This is a genomic window from Verrucomicrobiota bacterium (genome assembly GCA_016200005.1).
Classification (GTDB): Bacteria; Verrucomicrobiota; Verrucomicrobiia; order Limisphaerales; family PALSA-1396; genus PALSA-1396.
This window is the reverse complement of sequence record JACQFP010000053.1, coordinates 187,050-203,726: the sequence shown is the minus strand read 5'-3', so window position 1 is coordinate 203,726 and position 16,677 is coordinate 187,050. Positions and strand designations below refer to the sequence as shown.

The following is a 16,677-nucleotide window of genomic DNA, read 5'->3' as shown; positions in this document are numbered from 1 at the left end:
CGTCTGCCAATTCCGCCACGACGGCAACCGCGCTCACAGTAGCAATCCCGCTCACTGGTCAGCAAGCGCCGAGTGCGCCAAAAATCCCCTTGCTTCCGCCGGGCGCGCGCCTATCTTCTCCCCCCGCTTGGGCGCCGCGAGTGCGGACGCCTGTTGAAGCTGAGAAACGACCGTCAACCAACAACCTAACCGTCAACCCCGGGCAGCGTCCGGGGCCAGCCCTCCGTTGCCACCGCAACGTTCGGAGCGTTAGGCAATGGAGACTTCGCTGGGCCGACGCGCCCTGCCGAGCCTCCCGCAGTTAAAACTGACACCGCCCTTATGCTCACCATGGAAGAAGCCATGCGGCAGCTCAACCCGCGCTTTGCCGCCGGCGAAATCGTCAAAGGCACCATCATCGAAGTCCGTCCCAAGGAAGTCCTCGTGGACATCGGTTACAAGTCCGAGGGCGTCGTCCCCGGCAACGAATTTGAAGACATCAAGACTGTGAAGGTCGGCGATCAGGTGGACGTGCTGATCGAGAAGCTCGAAGACAAGGAGGGCATGGTCGTGCTCTCCAAGGAAAAGGCGGAGTTCAAGCAGAACTGGGACAAGATTCTCACCATTTGCAACGAGGGCGGGACGATTCAAGGCAAGGTCAAGGCGATGGTCAAGGGCGGCTTGCTGGTGAACATCGGCGTGGAGGCGTTCCTGCCGGCGTCGCAGATTGACATCATCCCGCCGAAGAATCTGCTGCAGTTCGTCGGCAACGCCTACGATTTCAAGGTCGTCAAGATCAACCAGGAGCGCCAGAACATCGTTCTCTCGCGCCGCGAATTGATCGAACAGGAACGCAACGAGAAGCGCGCCAAGCTCCTCAGCGAGATGACCCCCGGCGACATCCGCAAAGGCACCGTCAAGAACATCACCGACTTCGGCGCGTTCATCGACCTCAACGGCATCTACGGCCTGCTGCACATCACCGACATGAGTTGGGGACGTATTGGCCACCCGTCGGAAATTCTCAAGGTGGGCCAGGATATCGATGTGGTCGTGCTCGACATCAATCACGAGAAGGAGCGCGTCAGCCTCGGCCTTAAACAGAAACTCACCAACCCGTGGGACAACATCGAAACCAAATACCCCGTCAGCGCGCGTGTCAAAGGCAAGGTTGTCAACCTCGTTCCCTATGGCGCATTCGTCGAACTCGAGCCGGGGGTCGAGGGACTGGTTCACGTCACGGAACTTTCCTGGACCAAACGCATCGCCAAACCGTCCGATGTGCTTAAAGCAGGTCAGGAAGTGGAAGCCGTCGTGCTCGGCATCAACCGTGAGGAACAAAAAATCTCCCTCGGCATCCGCCAGCTCGAAGCCAATCCATGGGACAAGGCGCAGGAAAAATATCCTCCCGGCACTTGCGTCAAAGGCAAGATTCGCAACCTCACCAGTTACGGCGCCTTCATCGAACTGGAAGAGGGCCTCGACGGCATGATCCACGTCTCCGACATTTCCTGGACGCGCAAAATCAACCATCCTTCCGAAGTCCTCAAGAAAGGTGACGAAGTAGAAGCCGTCGTGTTGGAAGTGGACAAAGCCAACCAGCGCATCGCGGTCGGCATCCGACAGCTCACCGAAGACCCATGGAGCAACATTGACAACTTGTACAAGGTCGGCGACCTCGTCACCGGCAACGTCACCAAGCTAGCCAGCTTCGGCGCGTTTGTCGGTTTGCAACACGACATCGACGGCTTGGTGCACATCTCGCAAATCACTGAAGAGCGCGTCGACAAGATCAAGAACGCGCTCAAGGTCGGCCAGGAAGTTACCGCGCGCGTCATCAAGATCGACAAGACCGATCGCCGCATCGGCCTCTCCATCAAAGCCGCGTCTTATTCGACGGAACAAATCAAGGCCGAGCAAGCCGCGCTCGACGCGTTGCGTCCCGGGGAAGATTTGGTCGCGTTGCAACACGCCTTCGACGCTGCGGACGAAGCGAAGTAGGCGCGCCGCCGAGAGCCACGTTGAAGATTTCACGGCCGGCGGACGGGAAACCGTCCGCCGGTTTTTTCGTTGGAGTTCAAGCTTCAGCTTGTTGGGAGAGTCAGAACACGACCCGAACAAGCTGACGCTTGATTCCGACAATTTCCCCTTGTGAACGGAGCACCCAACCGCGATAACTTTCCCGCCGCATGAGCATTTACGAAGAATTGCAATGGCGCGGACTGATCGCCGACTGCACGGACACCGCGGAGTTGACCAAGCGCCTCGCCTTACCCCTCACCCGTCCTGCGGACACCCTCTCCCCATCCGATGGGGAGCGGGCCGGGGTGAGGGGCGGCGGCATCACCCTTTACGCCGGCTTCGACCCCACTGCCGACAGCTTACACGTAGGTAATCTTGTTCCCCTGCTTGGGCTGCGGCGCTTTCAATTGCTCGGCCATCATCCCATCGCGCTTGCCGGTGGCGCGACCGGTATGGTCGGCGATCCGAGCGGCAAAGCGAGCGAGCGCCAGTTGCTCACGAGGGAAGTTCTCGATCGCAACATCGCCAGCGTGAAGGTGCAACTCGCCAAGCTCCTCGACTTTGACACGAAACAAAACCCCGCGCGTCTAGTGGACAACGCCTCTTGGACGGCGGGCGTTTCCTATCTCGATTTCCTGCGCGACATTGGCAAACATTTTTCCGTGAACCAGATGGTCGCCAAGGAAAGCGTCCGCGCGCGCATGGAAGACCGCGAGGCCGGCATCAGCTACACCGAATTCAGCTACATGGCGCTCCAGGCTTTCGACTTTTATGTTTTGGCGCGCGACCAAAACTGCGAACTGCAAATCGGCGGCAGCGATCAATGGGGTAACATCACCGCCGGCATTGACCTTTGTCGCAAGAAACTCGGCAAAACAGTTTACGGCCTCACGCTCCCGCTCATCACCAACGCCGACGGCTCGAAGTTCGGCAAGACGGAAGCCGGCGCCATCTGGCTCGACCCGACGCGCACCAGCGTTTACAAGTTTTACCAATTCTGGATCAACACCGATGACCGCGACGTAATTCGATACTTGAAATACTTCACGTTCCTCGACGAGCCAACCATTCGTGACCTGGACGCCCAGCCGAAGGAATCCCGCGCCGCGCACAAAACGCTGGCGAAAACAGTGACAGATTTGGTTCACGGCCCAAGCGCCACGGCTGAAGCCGTCCGCGCCAGCGAAATACTTTTCGGCGGCAAGCTCGACGGCATTTCTGAAACCACCTTCAACGAAATCGTCGGCGAAGTGCCAACGAAGCAAATCGCAAAATCCAAACTCGACGGCACCGGCCTGCCGCTTGTTGAATTGCTCGTCCACTCGGGCCTGTGCCCCTCCAAAGGCCAGGCCCGAAAAGACATCGAAGGCGGCGGGGTGAACTTCAACAACGTCCGCGAGTCCAGCGCGACTCGCTCAGTCACGGCGAACGATCTGCTCTTCGGCAAACACGTCCTGCTCCGCAAAGGCAAAAAGAACTACGTAGTCGTGACCACAAGATAAATCGTTTCCCAACTCAGACGTTGCGACTCGAACAAATCAATTGCGCAAGCTGACGTGAGGACTATATTGCAACCATGAAAATCCATTTATCGCATTTTCGCTACGATTCAGTCCGATTGGTCGCGCGAATGGGCATTTGCGGCGCCGTGCTGGCTGCATTTTGTTTTTCTGCCGTCGTCGCGCGAGCAGACGACCGGGCAAAGAAAAAACCTGCGACTACGGTTCCGTCAAAGGAGAAGGCCAAAAAGGAGGACACAGCTCTCATCACTGGCTCCAACATTCCGCAAAAGATCGGCAAGGATAAGCGCATACCCGCCTCGTCATCGCCAGTGGAGGTCATCGACCGGCAATTGATTGATCGGAGCGGAGCCATGACGTTGTCCGGCGTCCTGAACAAGTCCGCCTGGCGGTAACAGTCCTTCGAAACACAGCGCAAACCAAACCACGACCGGTGTCACTGTCGGCAACGACTGCGTTTGCACACTTCGGCCAGACGCTTTCCTTGATCGCTCGTGCGCGCGAGCAGGTCGCGTATTTGTTCCCCAAAGTCTTGTAACCATTTCCCGTTTCTGTCGGGCGATGATGGGAATCCTTTTGACCTCGGATTCGGTGTCTGTTTATCTGGCGCGCGAATTCAATTGAGCCGACAACCTCGACTTGCAAAAACTTGATGAATCGAGCCGCGTCATCCCCCTCCCCACGACGTAATTATCTCCCGGGATTTCGCGCGCGTCGCGGCTTGAACTGGGGTTTCATCGGGTTGCTTTACACGTCGTTCTACATGTGCCGCTACAACTTCTCCATCGCCAACAAATCGATCAGCGAGGAGTTCGGCTTTTCGCGCGCCCAGATGGGAACGATCATCACCACGGCGTTACTGGCGTATGCGTGCGGCCAGATCATCAACGGCCTGCTCGCCGACAAGATGGGAGGCAAACGCGCCATGCTGATCGGCGCCATCGGCACAATCGCGATGAACATTCTGTTCGGCGCCGCTTCGTTTTGGGGATTGTTGGGATTGTTCGTGGTCATTCGCGGCATCGATGGGTATCTCCAGTCCTTCGGCGCGCCCGGCATGGTGAAGATCAACACCGCTTGGTTTGGTCAGACCGAACGGGGACGGTTTGCGGGCATTTTTGGATTCATGATCAATCTCGGCCGGTTTGGAATCTTCACGCTCGGCCCGGCGTTGCTGGCGGGCTTCACATTTTTAGGGATGTGGCACGTGCCGGCGTTGCACTGGCGCTGGTTATTCTGGGTGCCTTCAATGATTTGCGCGCTGGTCGCCATCGGCATGGCTCTCACGGTGAAAGAGACGCCGGAAGAAGCGGGCTTCCACGGCGCGCATCCCGGCGAAGCCGATCATGCAGACACCGACGTTCGCGCTCAATTCCGCGTCGTGTTCAAGACCATTGCCACCAACCCGGTGATCTGGATTGTTGCGCTGGCCTATGCGTGCACGGGCGCGGTGCGACAGGGCGTGGACCAGTGGTTTCCGCGCTTCATGCAGGAAGTTCACCACATGGACCTCCAGTCCGCCCAATTTCAATTTCTTGGATTCCTCATTCCGTTTGTCGCCTCGGCTGGATCGCTGGCGTCGGGCTACCTTTCCGACACGCTGTTCGGTGGCCGGCGCGCACCAGTGGCGGCGTGGCTTTATTTTCTGGAGACGGTGGTCATTTTGCTGGCCGCGCAATTCCACACGGCGAATGCCGCCGTCGTTTTTCTGGTGCTCATTTCGTTCACTGCCAATTCGACTCATTCGATTCTCGGCACCGCCGCCGCCATGGACATCGGCGGACGGAAAATGGCCGGCTTTGCTTGCGGCGTCATCGATTCTTTCCAGTATTTTGGCGGCAGTCTGGCCGGATATTTTCTTGGTCAACTCCTGGACAAGAGTTGGGGCAACTACTTTTACTTCATGGCGCCATTCGGCCTGTTGGGCGGACTGCTCATGCTGACGATTCGTGGAAAAGTCAGCCACCGTTCGGGACACGGACGGCAGTCACCGAAAGCGGCTTGAACAATCGTCGTTTACGCAGCTATCATATCGAGTTGCCCGTTTTCAAAGCGGACTCCTTCCCGCGCGAGCAACTTTCGCTTCCAGTCCAAACCGCCGGAAAAACCACCGAGCCGGTGATTGGCCGCCAGCACGCGATGGCACGGCACGAATACTGGAATCGGATTTGCGCCGCACGCGCCACCCACGGCGCGCACTGCTTTGGGTTTTCCGATGAAGCGCGCGATGTCGCCGTAGCTGCGCGTTTTTCCCGCCGCAATCTGGCGCAGCGCATTCCACACCTGCTGCTGAAACGCGGTCCCGCTTGAAAGGTCGAGGCGCGGCAGCTTTTTCGGTGTCCTTCCAGCCAGAGCTAGTTTCAACGCTTCGATTGTGACGACGTGCCAGCGACGCACCGGGGCGGGCACCGAATTAACCGTTGCAACTCGCACTTTGTCTTGTTGATGGCTGGAAGGAAATTCCAGTCGTGCCAGTCCCCGCGTAGAATAATGCGCCTTGAATACGCCGTCCGCCGTGATGATCGGAATAGTGAGGGCGCTCTTTGATCGTGGGTTCACAGGTCAATCGTTCTCCTGGAAAAACAAGTCGGGCATGAGCCTCACTTGTTGCGGACAAAGACGGAAACAATCCCCAGCAGCAACAGGAAGAATCCGATGACCAGCCAGAGAAAGCGGTTGCGCGCCACGCGCTTTTCATAGCGCATGGGTCGCAGTCCCTGGAAACTGCCGGCGGCTAGATAATTGATCAGTTTGGGATTGCTGGCCGAAGGACCTCGAAAATGAGCCTTCATGCGCTTGAAGAAAGCCGCCAGGTCGTACTTGCGGACACCTAGTTCGTTGTAATGTTCCGGCGTGGTTTCAATCTCGGCGCGCGCCTTCAACTGGTTTTGATCCACTTCTTCAAAGATCGGCTCGCGCACAACGGGCGAGACCGGCGGTGAAGGGTTGGTGATGGTCGCACCGTGCGGCACGGCGGTGGAGCGAAGCCGCGGTTGTGACTGACTCTGCTCCATCTGCGTGCTGAGTTTGTTGATCTGGTCTTCCAGAGCCGCGATCTCGGCGGTGAGCGCACGGGCGCGTTCGGAAATGGGATCAGCGTTTTTTTTAAACCATCCCATGGCGAAACAAAATCATCGGTTCAACAAAACGACCAGCAATATCCCCAACCCGATCAGGCCGATGGCTGCCAGCGGCCACGTCAAGGCCAGTCCCAGCTTGCACAGTTCCCAAAAACTGCGGGCGGCCAATGGCGATTGAGCTGGAGCGTCTCGGTCGATTGCAGGCGCGCCGCCTTCCTTGGGCGTGTTGGAAAGCACCGTGAATTTCAGCCGCGCCGTGTTCCATTCCATCCGCGCATTCTCGATGATCGTCAATGCGCGGGTCAGTTCGACGTTGAAGTTTTCTTTGGTCCACAATTCCTCGTGGATGGCTTCGATCTTGGACAAGGCGTCGCGCATATCGACGAGCGATTTCGCCATCTGCTCGGCGTCGCGGCGCGCGTTGAACTCGGCTTCCTCCAGCAGACCCAGGCCGCGCGTCAGGTTCTGAACCATCTCCTGGCGACCGGTTTGAAATTCCATCTGGCGACGGCGGGTTTCTTCGAGGCCGGCGCGTTCCCGTTCCAGTTCCTCCTGTGCGCGTTTCAATTCGGCCAGTTTTTGTTGCGTCTCGCCGACCCTGGAATCGACTTCCTCACGCGTCGGAGCGCGGCCAGACGCGGCAAAAGGTGAACCGGAAGCCGCGCCGAACGCCGATTTGCGCGCCGCCTGCAAATCGCTGTCGATGAACTCCGTGCCGTCAAAGTCGGAAGCCATGTCGAAACTTTAGTTCTCGTCTCTCCCGGTGTAAAGAAGGGATCGAGCCTAAAATCATCTCTGACTCCCGTCGGAACCGCGGCTTGACGCTGGATTCCAATCTTCTCAATATGACCATTGAGTTCACCAAACCGTTGTTATCCTGCTACCAATATGAAAAAAACAATACTCATCGGAATGTTTATCGCGATCGCCGGGTTTCTCGCCACCGCCCGGCTGCTGCACGCACAAGAAAAATCGATCGCTCCCAAGTACGAATACGCAGTGGTGAAATGGGACGGCCCCGACCGGATCTATTACAACCTGCCAGACAAGTTTGAACTCGTCCGGCTTTCCAAAGAAGGGACCAACATTCCAAACGACGCTCAAGGGGAGGAGTTTTGCCTCTCGGTCGCCAGCAACAAAATGGCCAAGGAAGGATGGGAGGCGGTCAATCTCGACTCGCGCCGGATTCTTTTCCGTCGTGTGGCGAACAAATAGTCCGCTCCCGAACGCAAGCTCAACAGTTCGAACGGGCGATTGAAACAACGCTCGCGCTTCTTCGCCGTCGTTCAGTGGCACTACCATGACCAGTCCTGTTATCATCTTCGTTGGCGTTCTGGCCTTGGCCGAAATCTTTAGCTGTGCAGATAAACGAGCGACGGCGCGGGTGCAGTGGGCCAGTTTAAGTTTTTAACTTTTGCATTTACCTCGGATACTGATCACGAAACGAAACCAACGGAGCGATATGAACATTCAAGGAAAAGCGGCGGTGGTCACGGGAGCGAGTCGTGGTGTGGGGCGGGCAACGGCGCTGGCGTTGGCCAGAGGCGGTTGCGCGGTGGCGATCAATTACAGCCGTTCCCGTGCTGAGGCGGAACAGACCGCGGACGCCGTGCGTCAACTGGGCGTGAAGGCTTTTTTAGTTCAGGCGGACGTGTCGGACGACGGCGCTTGCCGGTCGATGATGGCGGCGGCGGGCAAAGAGTTTGGTCGGCTCGACATTCTGTTGAACAACGCCGGCACCACGGATTTCATCGCGCACGACGACCTCGACGCGGTGACCGACGAACTTTGGGACCGCATCCTCGCGGTCAATTTGAAAGGCCCGTTCCAATGCATTCGCGCGGCGCGCCCTTTCCTGGCGGCTTCCGGCGAGGGAGCGATCGTCAATGTCGCCAGTGTGGCTGGAATCAATGCCAATGGCAGTTGCATTCCGTACTGCGCTTCCAAGGCGGCATTGATCAACCTGACCATGTCACTGGCGCGCGCGCTTGGCCCGCAAATCCGCGTCAATGCCGTTGCGCCGGGATTCATTGCCGGTGACTGGTTGCAAAAAGGACTCGGCGCGGATTATGAAAAGATCAAACTGGCTTACGAGCGCCGTGGAGCGCTGGGCAAGGTTTGTCAGCCGGAGGATGTCGCGGCCGTCATTCTCGGACTCATCTCCGGCTCCGATCTGGTCACGGGCCAAACCATCGTGTGCGACGGCGGCTTGCTGATTGGCGCCAAATCTCAGACCTCCCTCAAGGTTGGTGCCGGTCGGATTTGAACGTTTTGAAACTTTTTCACGCAAGGGGAAGAGAAAGTGATCAGTTGATCGAACAGAGCAATCAAACTAACCAGCCTAATAATTTGGAGGATTGACCCTCGGCATCAATGAGCGTAGTCTCTGCTCATAACCAGAAAGTATCATGGAAATCGTTTCCCTCTTTAGTTTGGACGCAACGGTTGAAGTCTCACGGCGCTCACCGGCTGTCGTTGAGCGTTAGCGTTAGGCGTTCTCGCGTATGTCTGATTTCGCCTCCCAGTTCTCCAAGTATGAGTTTACGCCCAGGCAAGAGCGCTTGCTTGAGATACAGGATCATATGCGGCGGAGCATCAATGACGTAGCACTTTTGTTCGCTCAGACTTGGCATGGCTTTTCCCTTCTTCGCAATCACTGGGAAAGCGAACGTCAATCGTTACTCGCACAGCTCTCGGAGATGTTTTCGGCAGAAGAGGCGGAGCGCCACTACAGCGTTGTCTCACAAGTACTCGTTACGTATCACGCTGCCGAGGGTTCTACTCTCGCCTCCGGACATGGCACGCTCAAGTCGTTTCACGCAGACGCCAAATCGGACTCGCCCCACCTGCGAACATTGACCAGTTCACTCCTGATTGCCTTAAATGCGTATTGGGAGCACACGTGGCGGCCGGACATTACGGAAGCCATTCTTGGCCGTCCCCCAAAGGATAAGAAAGAGTTGATTGAGTCTGACTTCTGGGGCGAGGTCTGCAAGATTCGCGACTGCATTCTGCACAATAAGGCCAGGGCAGACACACACTACGAGCGACGCGCGAAGATACTGAAATGGTTCAAGGATGGCGACTCCATCGAGATTACCTCTGCGATGTTCACGACATTTATTTTGCAGGCGAGATCCTATTGTGAGTCCTTTGTGGCGGAGTTTTATGACAATTGTCACCAACAGAAATAGAAAAATTTGCTAGATGGTTTCTTGTGCCAATTGATTAAGTCTTTTATCGCAATCCGCTGCTTTTTTGGTGTTAGTGGTCGACCATCTGCCAGATTTGACAGGGCAGCAGAGGAATCACTTGACAAGTGATTCAGAGAGTCGGTTAGAGAGTGCACAGACGGAGAAAGAGAATGCGAAGCGTTTCGCGCCAATTTTAGAGCGCGAGAGGTAGGTGTTTTCTTTTTCACATAAATATATTACGCTTAAAACTATGAAAACCATCTCCATGATCTTCATCATCGTAGTTACAATTGTTATGTCCGGCTGCGCCAGTGGTCCGCTAGGTCGTGGTTATGACGAATACGGGAATCGAATCCAGTCAGCATCCAGCCGGCAAGCTGAGCGTGAAGAATCGGAAAGACGCGAGGAGCAGAAAAATAAGGAAATCAAGGAAGAGGCAGACGCTTATCGTGAAAAGTATGGACAATTCAGGGAGATCCTTTCAAAAAAACTTGAAACAACTAAATCTCTCACTTATGACGAATGGTGCGCCCTACTTTGGCCAGCAGACACAATATTCCTAAAGAAAGGTGATAATTGGGATAGAAACTCGGTGGCGACAAGACAAGATAAGGTATTGGAGATTTTGGGTGCCCCAAAACTTAGGCGTTCACACCTGCTTGGCACGGTAGCCGTAGAGGTTTGGTTTTATGACAATTACAAAATCCTTGACGAATTAACAAAGGAAGAAGTCCCTCTACAGATGTTATTTCAACTGCGAACTACCGAAAATCCATATTTTTTCCTACATCATATTTATCCAAATTAGCTGGATCGTTGGCAACTACATCAAACTATAATTTTATGCCACGACCCACAGACGACGAAATCCGAAAGCAATACAATCTTCCTTCGGACATTCCGATTTTAGACACGCCTCCATCCGAAAAAGAAATTGGGGAGAAAGGTTTCTTAATTAAAATTGGTGAGGTTTTTGGTTTACAAGGATGGATGTGGAAAAGTTGGCAGGGAATTGTTTTAGCTATTCTGATTGTTCCTCCGGCGGTCTATGGAGTTTACTCCTTTTGGAAGCCTATTGGACAGTATGCTTATACCAATTTCCCAAAGTATTTAGAATCTTTCCAACCCCCTGAAAAATCTAACGACAACCGATACATAGCATTCCTACCGGATACACAAGAAGCGATAGACTCAAAAAAATACAAGACACCGGATTTATATCCCATAGGAACGGGAGTATTCCCTGTTTCTGGAAGCAAATTCGGATAAACTGGGATATTAACTCGAACAAGTCATGCGCTTTATCTCATTCAAAAGCTGGTCGCTGCGACTCTGTCTGGCTGCAACCGGATTGATTCTGACATGCCTTCCGCTTCGTGCGGCGGATACCAACTGGCACAATCATTGGGCTTTCAAACCACCCACTCGTCCTGCCGTCCCCAAACTTCGAGGCAACCACTGGGCGAGCACACCGATCGACAATTTCATCCTAGGCCGATTGGAAAAGGAAAAACTCAAGCCGTCGCCGGAGGCGGACAAGGCGACTTTACTCCGCCGTCTCTCGCTCGATCTCATCGGCTTGCCGCCAACGATTGCCGAGTTGGACGCTTTCCTCGCCGACAAATCACCCGATGCTTATGACAAACAGGTCGAACGCCTGCTGAAGTCCCCGCATTACGGCGAGCGCTGGGGCCGCCACTGGCTCGACGCCGCGCGTTACGCGGACTCAGACGGTTTCGAGAAGGACAAGCCGCGTTTCATCTGGGCCTATCGCGATTGGGTCATCAAGGCGCTCAACGACGACCTGCCCTACGACCGTTTCATCATCGAGCAAATCGCCGGCGATCAGTTGCCCGACCCGAAGCAGGATGACCTTGCCGCCACCGGTTTTCTTCGCAATGCGATGTTGAACGAGGAAGGTGGCGTTGATCCCGAACAGTTTCGCATGGAAGGATTATTCGACCGCATCGACTGTATCGGCAAGAGCGTGCTCGGTCTCACGATTCAATGCGCCCAATGCCACAACCACAAGTTCGACCCGATCAAGCAGGAGGACTATTACCGGCTCTTCGCTTTTCTGAATAACGATCATGAAGCGTCGATGATCGCCTATTCGACCCAGGAGCAGATGCTCGTCGCAAATCTTTCGCGCCAGATGCGCGATCTCGAAGCCGGCTTGCGCCACACGATGCCGGATTGGCAGGAAAAGATGAACCAGTGGGAGGATTCGGTTAAAAACAATCAGCCGGAATGGGTGGTGGTGGAGTCTCGCAACACAGGCGATAACGGCGAGCGCTTTTATTATTACGCCGACGGCTCGATCCGCGCGGCCAGCTATGCGCCAACCACCTGGACGGCGCATTTTCGCGGCACGAACAATCTCCCTTCCATCGGCGCTTTCCGCGTTGAACAACTTCCCGATCCCAACCTGCCCTGCGGCGGGCCTGGCCGCTCCGTCAGAGGCATGTCGGCCTTGAGTGAGTTCAAGGTCGAAGCCGCAGACTTGCTGAATCCAACCAACAAAGTCGAAGTCAAATTCGTGGACGCGACCGCTGATTTCGCGAATGCGGAAAGGGTCCTTGAACCCGAGTTCCAATCGGAAAACCGGAAACGCAACGGCGGTGACAAGCGAAGTTACGGCCCGGTCGAATTCGCCATCGATGGCAAAGCCGAGACCGCTTGGGGCATTGATGCCGGTCCCGGTCGCCGCAATGTTCCGCGCAAGGCGGTGTTCGTTGCTGAAAAGCCAATCGTGTTTACCAACGGAGTTGTGCTCAACTTTCAACTCCAGCAAAACCACGGTGGTGATAACTCGGACGACAACCAAAACTTCAATCTCGGTCGCTGGCGCATCAGCGTCACGAGCGCAACGAATGTTGTTGCCGATCCGGTGCCCGCCGGCGTTCGCGAGATTTTCAAGCTTCCCCGCGACCAACGGACGCCCGCGCAGATCGCAGCCGTGTTCAGCTATTGGCGGTTGACGGTCCCAGCATTCAATGAAACCAACAAGAAGATCGAAGCACTCTGGAAACAATGGCCGGAAGGCACGCCCACGCTCACGCTCATGACACGTAAAGGCCAGGGGCCGATTGATGAGAAGCGCACCACACACATGTTGAAGCGCGGCGACTGGCTCAAGCCCGGTGATGAAGTGACGTTTGGCGTTCCTTCATTCCTGCACCCCTTGCCGCCCAACGCCGACGGTTCGCGTCTCACGTTCGCCAAATGGCTCGTGGACAAAAAATCGCCGACGACTGCGCGCGCCTTTGTGAACCGCGTCTGGCAGGCGTATTTCGGCATCGGACTCGTGGATACGCCGGAGGATTTCGGCATGAGGTGCGAGAAACCGTCGCATCCCGAATTGCTGGACTGGCTGGCATGTGAGTTCATGGACAGCGGGTGGAGCGTTAAAAAGTTGCATCGTTTGATCGTGGAATCGGCGGCGTATCGGCAATCGTCGCGGGTGACACCGGAACTTTACAAGAACGACCCCTACAATCGTCTGGTTGCGCGCGGCCCGCGTTTTCGGGTCGAGGGCGAGATCGTCCGCGACATTGCGCTGGCCGCAAGTGGGTTGCTGAATCCGGAAATGGGTGGACGAAGCATTTATCCACCGGCGCCGCAATTTTTATTCGAGCGTCCCGCCAGTTACGGACCCAAGGTTTGGAACGTGGAGACCGGTGCGGCGCGTTACCGCCGCAGCCTCTACATTTTCAAATTCCGCACGTCGCCGTACCCGATGCTACAAACCTTCGACGCGCCGAACGGCGATTTCTCGTGCGTGCGGCGGATGCGCTCGAACACGCCGCTGCAAGCGCTCGTGTCGTTGAACGAGACGGAGTTCGTCGAGTGCGCCCAAGCCCTCGCCCGCAAGGCACTGGCGGAAGGCGGCAAGACCGACGCCCTTCGAATTGATTACGCATTTCGCCGCGCTTTGAGTCGTCAGCCGACGGAGGATGAGCGGAAAGAGCTGCTCACGTTGCTCGAGAAGGAAAAAAAACGCATCGCCGAGGGTTGGGTGAGCCCACTCGAACTTGCCACCGGCAAGAACGAGAAGCCCGCCGACTTGCCGGCCGGTGCGACGCCGACGCAACTGGCCGCATACACCGTCGTGTCCCGCGTGCTGCTCAACCTCGACGAGACGATTACGAAAGAGTAGTCTTCGCTCGCCGTGACTGACAGCGAACTTCATTTATTCTTCGAGGACTTTGTCCGGACGCTGCGCTCGCGCGGTGTCGTATGCGCGATCACCAGTGGCTTGGCCTGTGTCCACTACGGCGTCGCCGAGACAACCAAAGACTGCGATTTGCTTTGCCACACAAATTCGTTTCAAACCCTGCTCGACCTGCTGGCGGAAACGACTGTGTCCAGCCAGCCCTGTCATTATCGCGGCAACATCAGCCCGCCCTTGGACGCCCGCTGGCATCGCGGCGGTTGGACCAGCCATTTTCAGTGGGGCACGCAACCGGAAGTTACCACGCTCGAAGTCTTCGGTCACGCGTTGCGCGAGTCGTCGCCGTGGACACAGGATGTTTTTGGGTTGTACGCCGGACCGCACACCGTTGCGGAAATGAAACGCACCAACCGCGACAAAGATTGGGCGTTCATCACGGCGCTGGGCGTGCGCATGATTGAGGCCGACGATCAGCGGGGATGGTTTCATGTTTTTGAGGCTGATACGCTCGCGGAGTTGCTCGCACAATACACCTGCCCTCCGGAAATTGCTGCGCGCCGCCCCGCCATCCAACTTGCGCAATATCAGGACCGCCGGATCGCGGGCGCGCTGAATGCGGAACGCAAGCTGTGGGAAGAACTGGATCGCGTCCGCATCCGCATCCTCGAACGGCATCTGCGTCCTTACGTTTCGGCCGTCAGAAAAGCCCGTGCGGGAAAAGAGTTGTCGTTACGAGAAGAACATGCGTTACGAATTGATTGCGCTGGAAGGCACCTGCCCGAAAACCCGCTGAAAAATTACGGCCTGCGAAGATACCTTGACGAAACGAAAGCGTCATTGCTGGAATCCGGCCTCGTCCCAGAGAATGCATTGACTTGGTTGCCGGATGTGATGATATACTTTGAGTGGCTGGATGTATGAAACGCGCCCCATTAACTTACCGGTTGCCACCCTGGCCAAAGGAAAAGCTCGCGCGCATTCGCGAGATCGAACGCGATTTCCATGTCCGCGCCTTCGGTGAGGAACTGGCGCGCGTCAATCTCGATATGACAAAGGAGGAACGGCATCGTTACCTCGCGTGGATGCGCAAGACCGCGCGCGCCCACGGCGTGAAAATTGGCAGAGCCAAATCCTCTCTGGAGGAAGAATGAACTGCCAAGCCCATCTCTACCTCGGCCAGGATCCGAAACTCGTTTCGCGCCGCTGGTTTCTCGAACAATGCGGCGTCGGGCTGGGTGCCATCGCGCTCGGCACGCTCTTTCGTCAGAACGGCTGGGCCGCACCCGTATTGAATCCGCTCGCGCCGAGACAGGCGCACTTCGCGCCCAAGGCCAAACGCATCATTTATCTGTTCATGGCCGGCGCGCCGAGCCATCTGGAGTTGTTCGACTACAAACCGGAACTCGCGAAGTGGGACGGCAAATCCCCGCCCGCGGACCTCATCAAAAACTATCGCGCGGCCTTCATCAACCCGAACGCCGCACTGCTCGGCCCGAAGTTCAAGTTTGCCAAATACGGTCAGAGCGGCGCGGAACTCTCCGAGCTTCTGCCGCGCCTCGCCGAAGTCGTGGACGAGGTCGCCATCGTCAAGTCGATGCACACCGACGCCTTCAATCACGCGCCCGGACAAATCCTGATGAGCACGGGCATCCAACAGTTGGGCCGACCCAGCCTTGGCGCCTGGACGACGTACGGCCTTGGTAGCGAGACGCAGGACCTGCCCGCGTTCGTGGTATTCAGCACTGGCTCGAAAGGCCCAAGCGGCGGCGCGTCCAATTGGGGCGCGGGTTTTCTCCCATCGGTTTATCAAGGCGTCATGTTCCGCAGCATCGGCGATCCAGTGCTTTACCTTTCAAATCCGAAGGGCGTGGACGACCAAATCCAGCGCGACTCGCTCGACAGCATCAAGCGGCTGAATCAAAAGCATCTCGATGTCGTCGGTGATCCGGAGATCGCCACGCGCATCAACTCCTTCGAACTGGCGTATCGGATGCAACTCACCGCACCCGACCTGATGGACATCACCAAGGAATCGAAGCAGACGATAGAAATGTATGGCGCCGAACCGGGCAAAGGCACTTTCGCGAACGCCTGCCTCCTCGCGCGCCGCCTCGTTGAAAGCGGCGTGCGTTTCGTCGAAATTTTCCATGAAGCCTGGGACCAGCACGGCAACCTCGTCGCCGACCTGAAGAAAAACTGTCGCGACACGGACCGTCCCTGCGCCGCACTCCTCAGAGACCTCAAACAACGCGGGATGCTCGACGACACGCTCGTCATTTGGGGCGGCGAGTTCGGTCGCACGCCGATGGTCCAGGGTGGCAACGACGGTCGCGACCATCATCCGAATTGCTTCACCATGTGGCTGGCGGGCGGCGGCATCAAGCCGGGCGTTACCATCGGTGAATCGGACGAATTCGGTTTCAACGCCACGACCGACAAGGTGCACGTCAATGATCTGCACGCGACCATCCTGCGCTTGCTTGGCTTCGACCATACGAAGCTGACGTATCGTTTCCAAGGCCGCGACTTCCGGCTGACGGACGTTGCCGGCGAAGTGGTGGAGAAGCTGATTGCCTGAGCGCGTGGCCGGCAAAATTTTTCGTGCGCACTTTCTTGCTCGCGCTAAGATGCAGTTGTGTCCAGCGACTACGATCAACTTCTCGACGCCACGATTCAACATCTGGAGGAACTGAAATCGCGCGGCGTCC

General features: G+C 56.6%; 16 protein-coding genes. 13 read left to right on the top strand and 3 right to left on the bottom strand.

The genetic code is table 11. The annotated features are described in order from the left end of the window. Nucleotides 1-321 precede the first annotated feature (321 nt). From rpsA to HY298_19485, 4 genes are all read left to right on the top strand, one after another. Nucleotides 322-1,980 carry a 30S ribosomal protein S1 gene (gene rpsA, locus HY298_19500; GenBank protein ID MBI3852448.1) on the top strand — a complete coding sequence of 553 codons (1,659 nt, stop codon included), beginning with the start codon at nucleotides 322-324 and terminating at the stop codon, nucleotides 1,978-1,980. A gap of 188 nt (nucleotides 1,981-2,168) precedes the next feature. Then, nucleotides 2,169-3,503, top strand: a complete 1,335-nt coding sequence (locus HY298_19495) for a tyrosine--tRNA ligase (GenBank protein ID MBI3852447.1) — start codon at nucleotides 2,169-2,171, stop codon at nucleotides 3,501-3,503. A gap of 74 nt (nucleotides 3,504-3,577) precedes the next feature. Next, nucleotides 3,578-3,916 carry a hypothetical protein gene (locus HY298_19490; GenBank protein MBI3852446.1) on the top strand — a complete coding sequence of 113 codons (339 nt, stop codon included), beginning with the start codon at nucleotides 3,578-3,580 and terminating at the stop codon, nucleotides 3,914-3,916. A 257-nt stretch (nucleotides 3,917-4,173) separates the two neighbouring features. Continuing rightward, nucleotides 4,174-5,526 carry an MFS transporter gene (locus tag HY298_19485; protein ID MBI3852445.1) on the top strand — a complete coding sequence of 451 codons (1,353 nt, stop codon included), beginning with the start codon at nucleotides 4,174-4,176 and terminating at the stop codon, nucleotides 5,524-5,526. 11 nt (nucleotides 5,527-5,537) lie between these two features. Here the strand turns inward: HY298_19485 and HY298_19480 are convergent, their stop codons facing one another. The 3 genes from HY298_19480 to HY298_19470 all read right to left on the bottom strand — a co-directional run bounded on the left by HY298_19480 (nucleotide 5,538) and on the right by HY298_19470 (nucleotide 7,336). After that, on the bottom strand, nucleotides 5,538-6,044 hold the full coding sequence (locus HY298_19480; protein ID MBI3852444.1) for a methylated-DNA--[protein]-cysteine S-methyltransferase: 507 nt from the start codon (nucleotides 6,042-6,044) through the stop codon (nucleotides 5,538-5,540). 77 nt (nucleotides 6,045-6,121) lie between these two features. Continuing rightward, complete coding sequence (locus HY298_19475) at nucleotides 6,122-6,640, bottom strand: hypothetical protein (GenBank protein MBI3852443.1); 519 nt, start codon at nucleotides 6,638-6,640, stop codon at nucleotides 6,122-6,124. Nucleotides 6,641-6,652: 12 nt separating this feature from the next. Further along, nucleotides 6,653-7,336, bottom strand: a complete 684-nt coding sequence (locus HY298_19470) for a hypothetical protein (protein MBI3852442.1) — start codon at nucleotides 7,334-7,336, stop codon at nucleotides 6,653-6,655. Nucleotides 7,337-7,489: 153 nt separating this feature from the next. Here HY298_19470 and HY298_19465 point away from each other — a divergent pair, with 153 nt between their 5' ends. From HY298_19465 to HY298_19425, 9 genes are all read left to right on the top strand, one after another. Then, nucleotides 7,490-7,816: a hypothetical protein gene (locus HY298_19465; GenBank protein ID MBI3852441.1), complete on the top strand. Its 327-nt coding sequence runs from the start codon at nucleotides 7,490-7,492 to the stop codon at nucleotides 7,814-7,816. Between the two features lie 247 nt (nucleotides 7,817-8,063). Beyond that, nucleotides 8,064-8,867 (top strand): glucose 1-dehydrogenase, encoded by an 804-nt coding sequence (locus HY298_19460; protein ID MBI3852440.1) that lies wholly within the window; start codon nucleotides 8,064-8,066, stop codon nucleotides 8,865-8,867. A gap of 433 nt (nucleotides 8,868-9,300) precedes the next feature. Further along, complete coding sequence (locus HY298_19455) at nucleotides 9,301-9,795, top strand: hypothetical protein (GenBank protein MBI3852439.1); 495 nt, start codon at nucleotides 9,301-9,303, stop codon at nucleotides 9,793-9,795. Nucleotides 9,796-10,045: 250 nt separating this feature from the next. Then, nucleotides 10,046-10,603 (top strand): hypothetical protein, encoded by a 558-nt coding sequence (locus HY298_19450; protein ID MBI3852438.1) that lies wholly within the window; start codon nucleotides 10,046-10,048, stop codon nucleotides 10,601-10,603. Between the two features lie 35 nt (nucleotides 10,604-10,638). After that, a complete protein-coding gene (locus HY298_19445; GenBank protein MBI3852437.1) occupies nucleotides 10,639-11,064 on the top strand; it encodes a hypothetical protein in 426 nt (141 codons plus the stop codon). A 25-nt stretch (nucleotides 11,065-11,089) separates the two neighbouring features. Next, complete coding sequence (locus HY298_19440; protein MBI3852436.1) at nucleotides 11,090-13,954, top strand: DUF1549 domain-containing protein; 2,865 nt, start codon at nucleotides 11,090-11,092, stop codon at nucleotides 13,952-13,954. Nucleotides 13,955-13,966: 12 nt separating this feature from the next. Continuing rightward, nucleotides 13,967-14,890, top strand: a complete 924-nt coding sequence (locus HY298_19435; GenBank protein ID MBI3852435.1) for a hypothetical protein — start codon at nucleotides 13,967-13,969, stop codon at nucleotides 14,888-14,890. After that, nucleotides 14,887-15,120, top strand: a complete 234-nt coding sequence (locus HY298_19430) for a hypothetical protein (protein MBI3852434.1) — start codon at nucleotides 14,887-14,889, stop codon at nucleotides 15,118-15,120. The genes HY298_19435 and HY298_19430 overlap by 4 nt, the downstream gene beginning before the upstream one ends. Further along, nucleotides 15,117-16,547, top strand: a complete 1,431-nt coding sequence (locus HY298_19425; protein MBI3852433.1) for a DUF1501 domain-containing protein — start codon at nucleotides 15,117-15,119, stop codon at nucleotides 16,545-16,547. Before HY298_19430 ends, HY298_19425 begins: the two co-directional genes overlap by 4 nt. The last annotated feature ends 130 nt before the right edge of the window (nucleotides 16,548-16,677 follow it).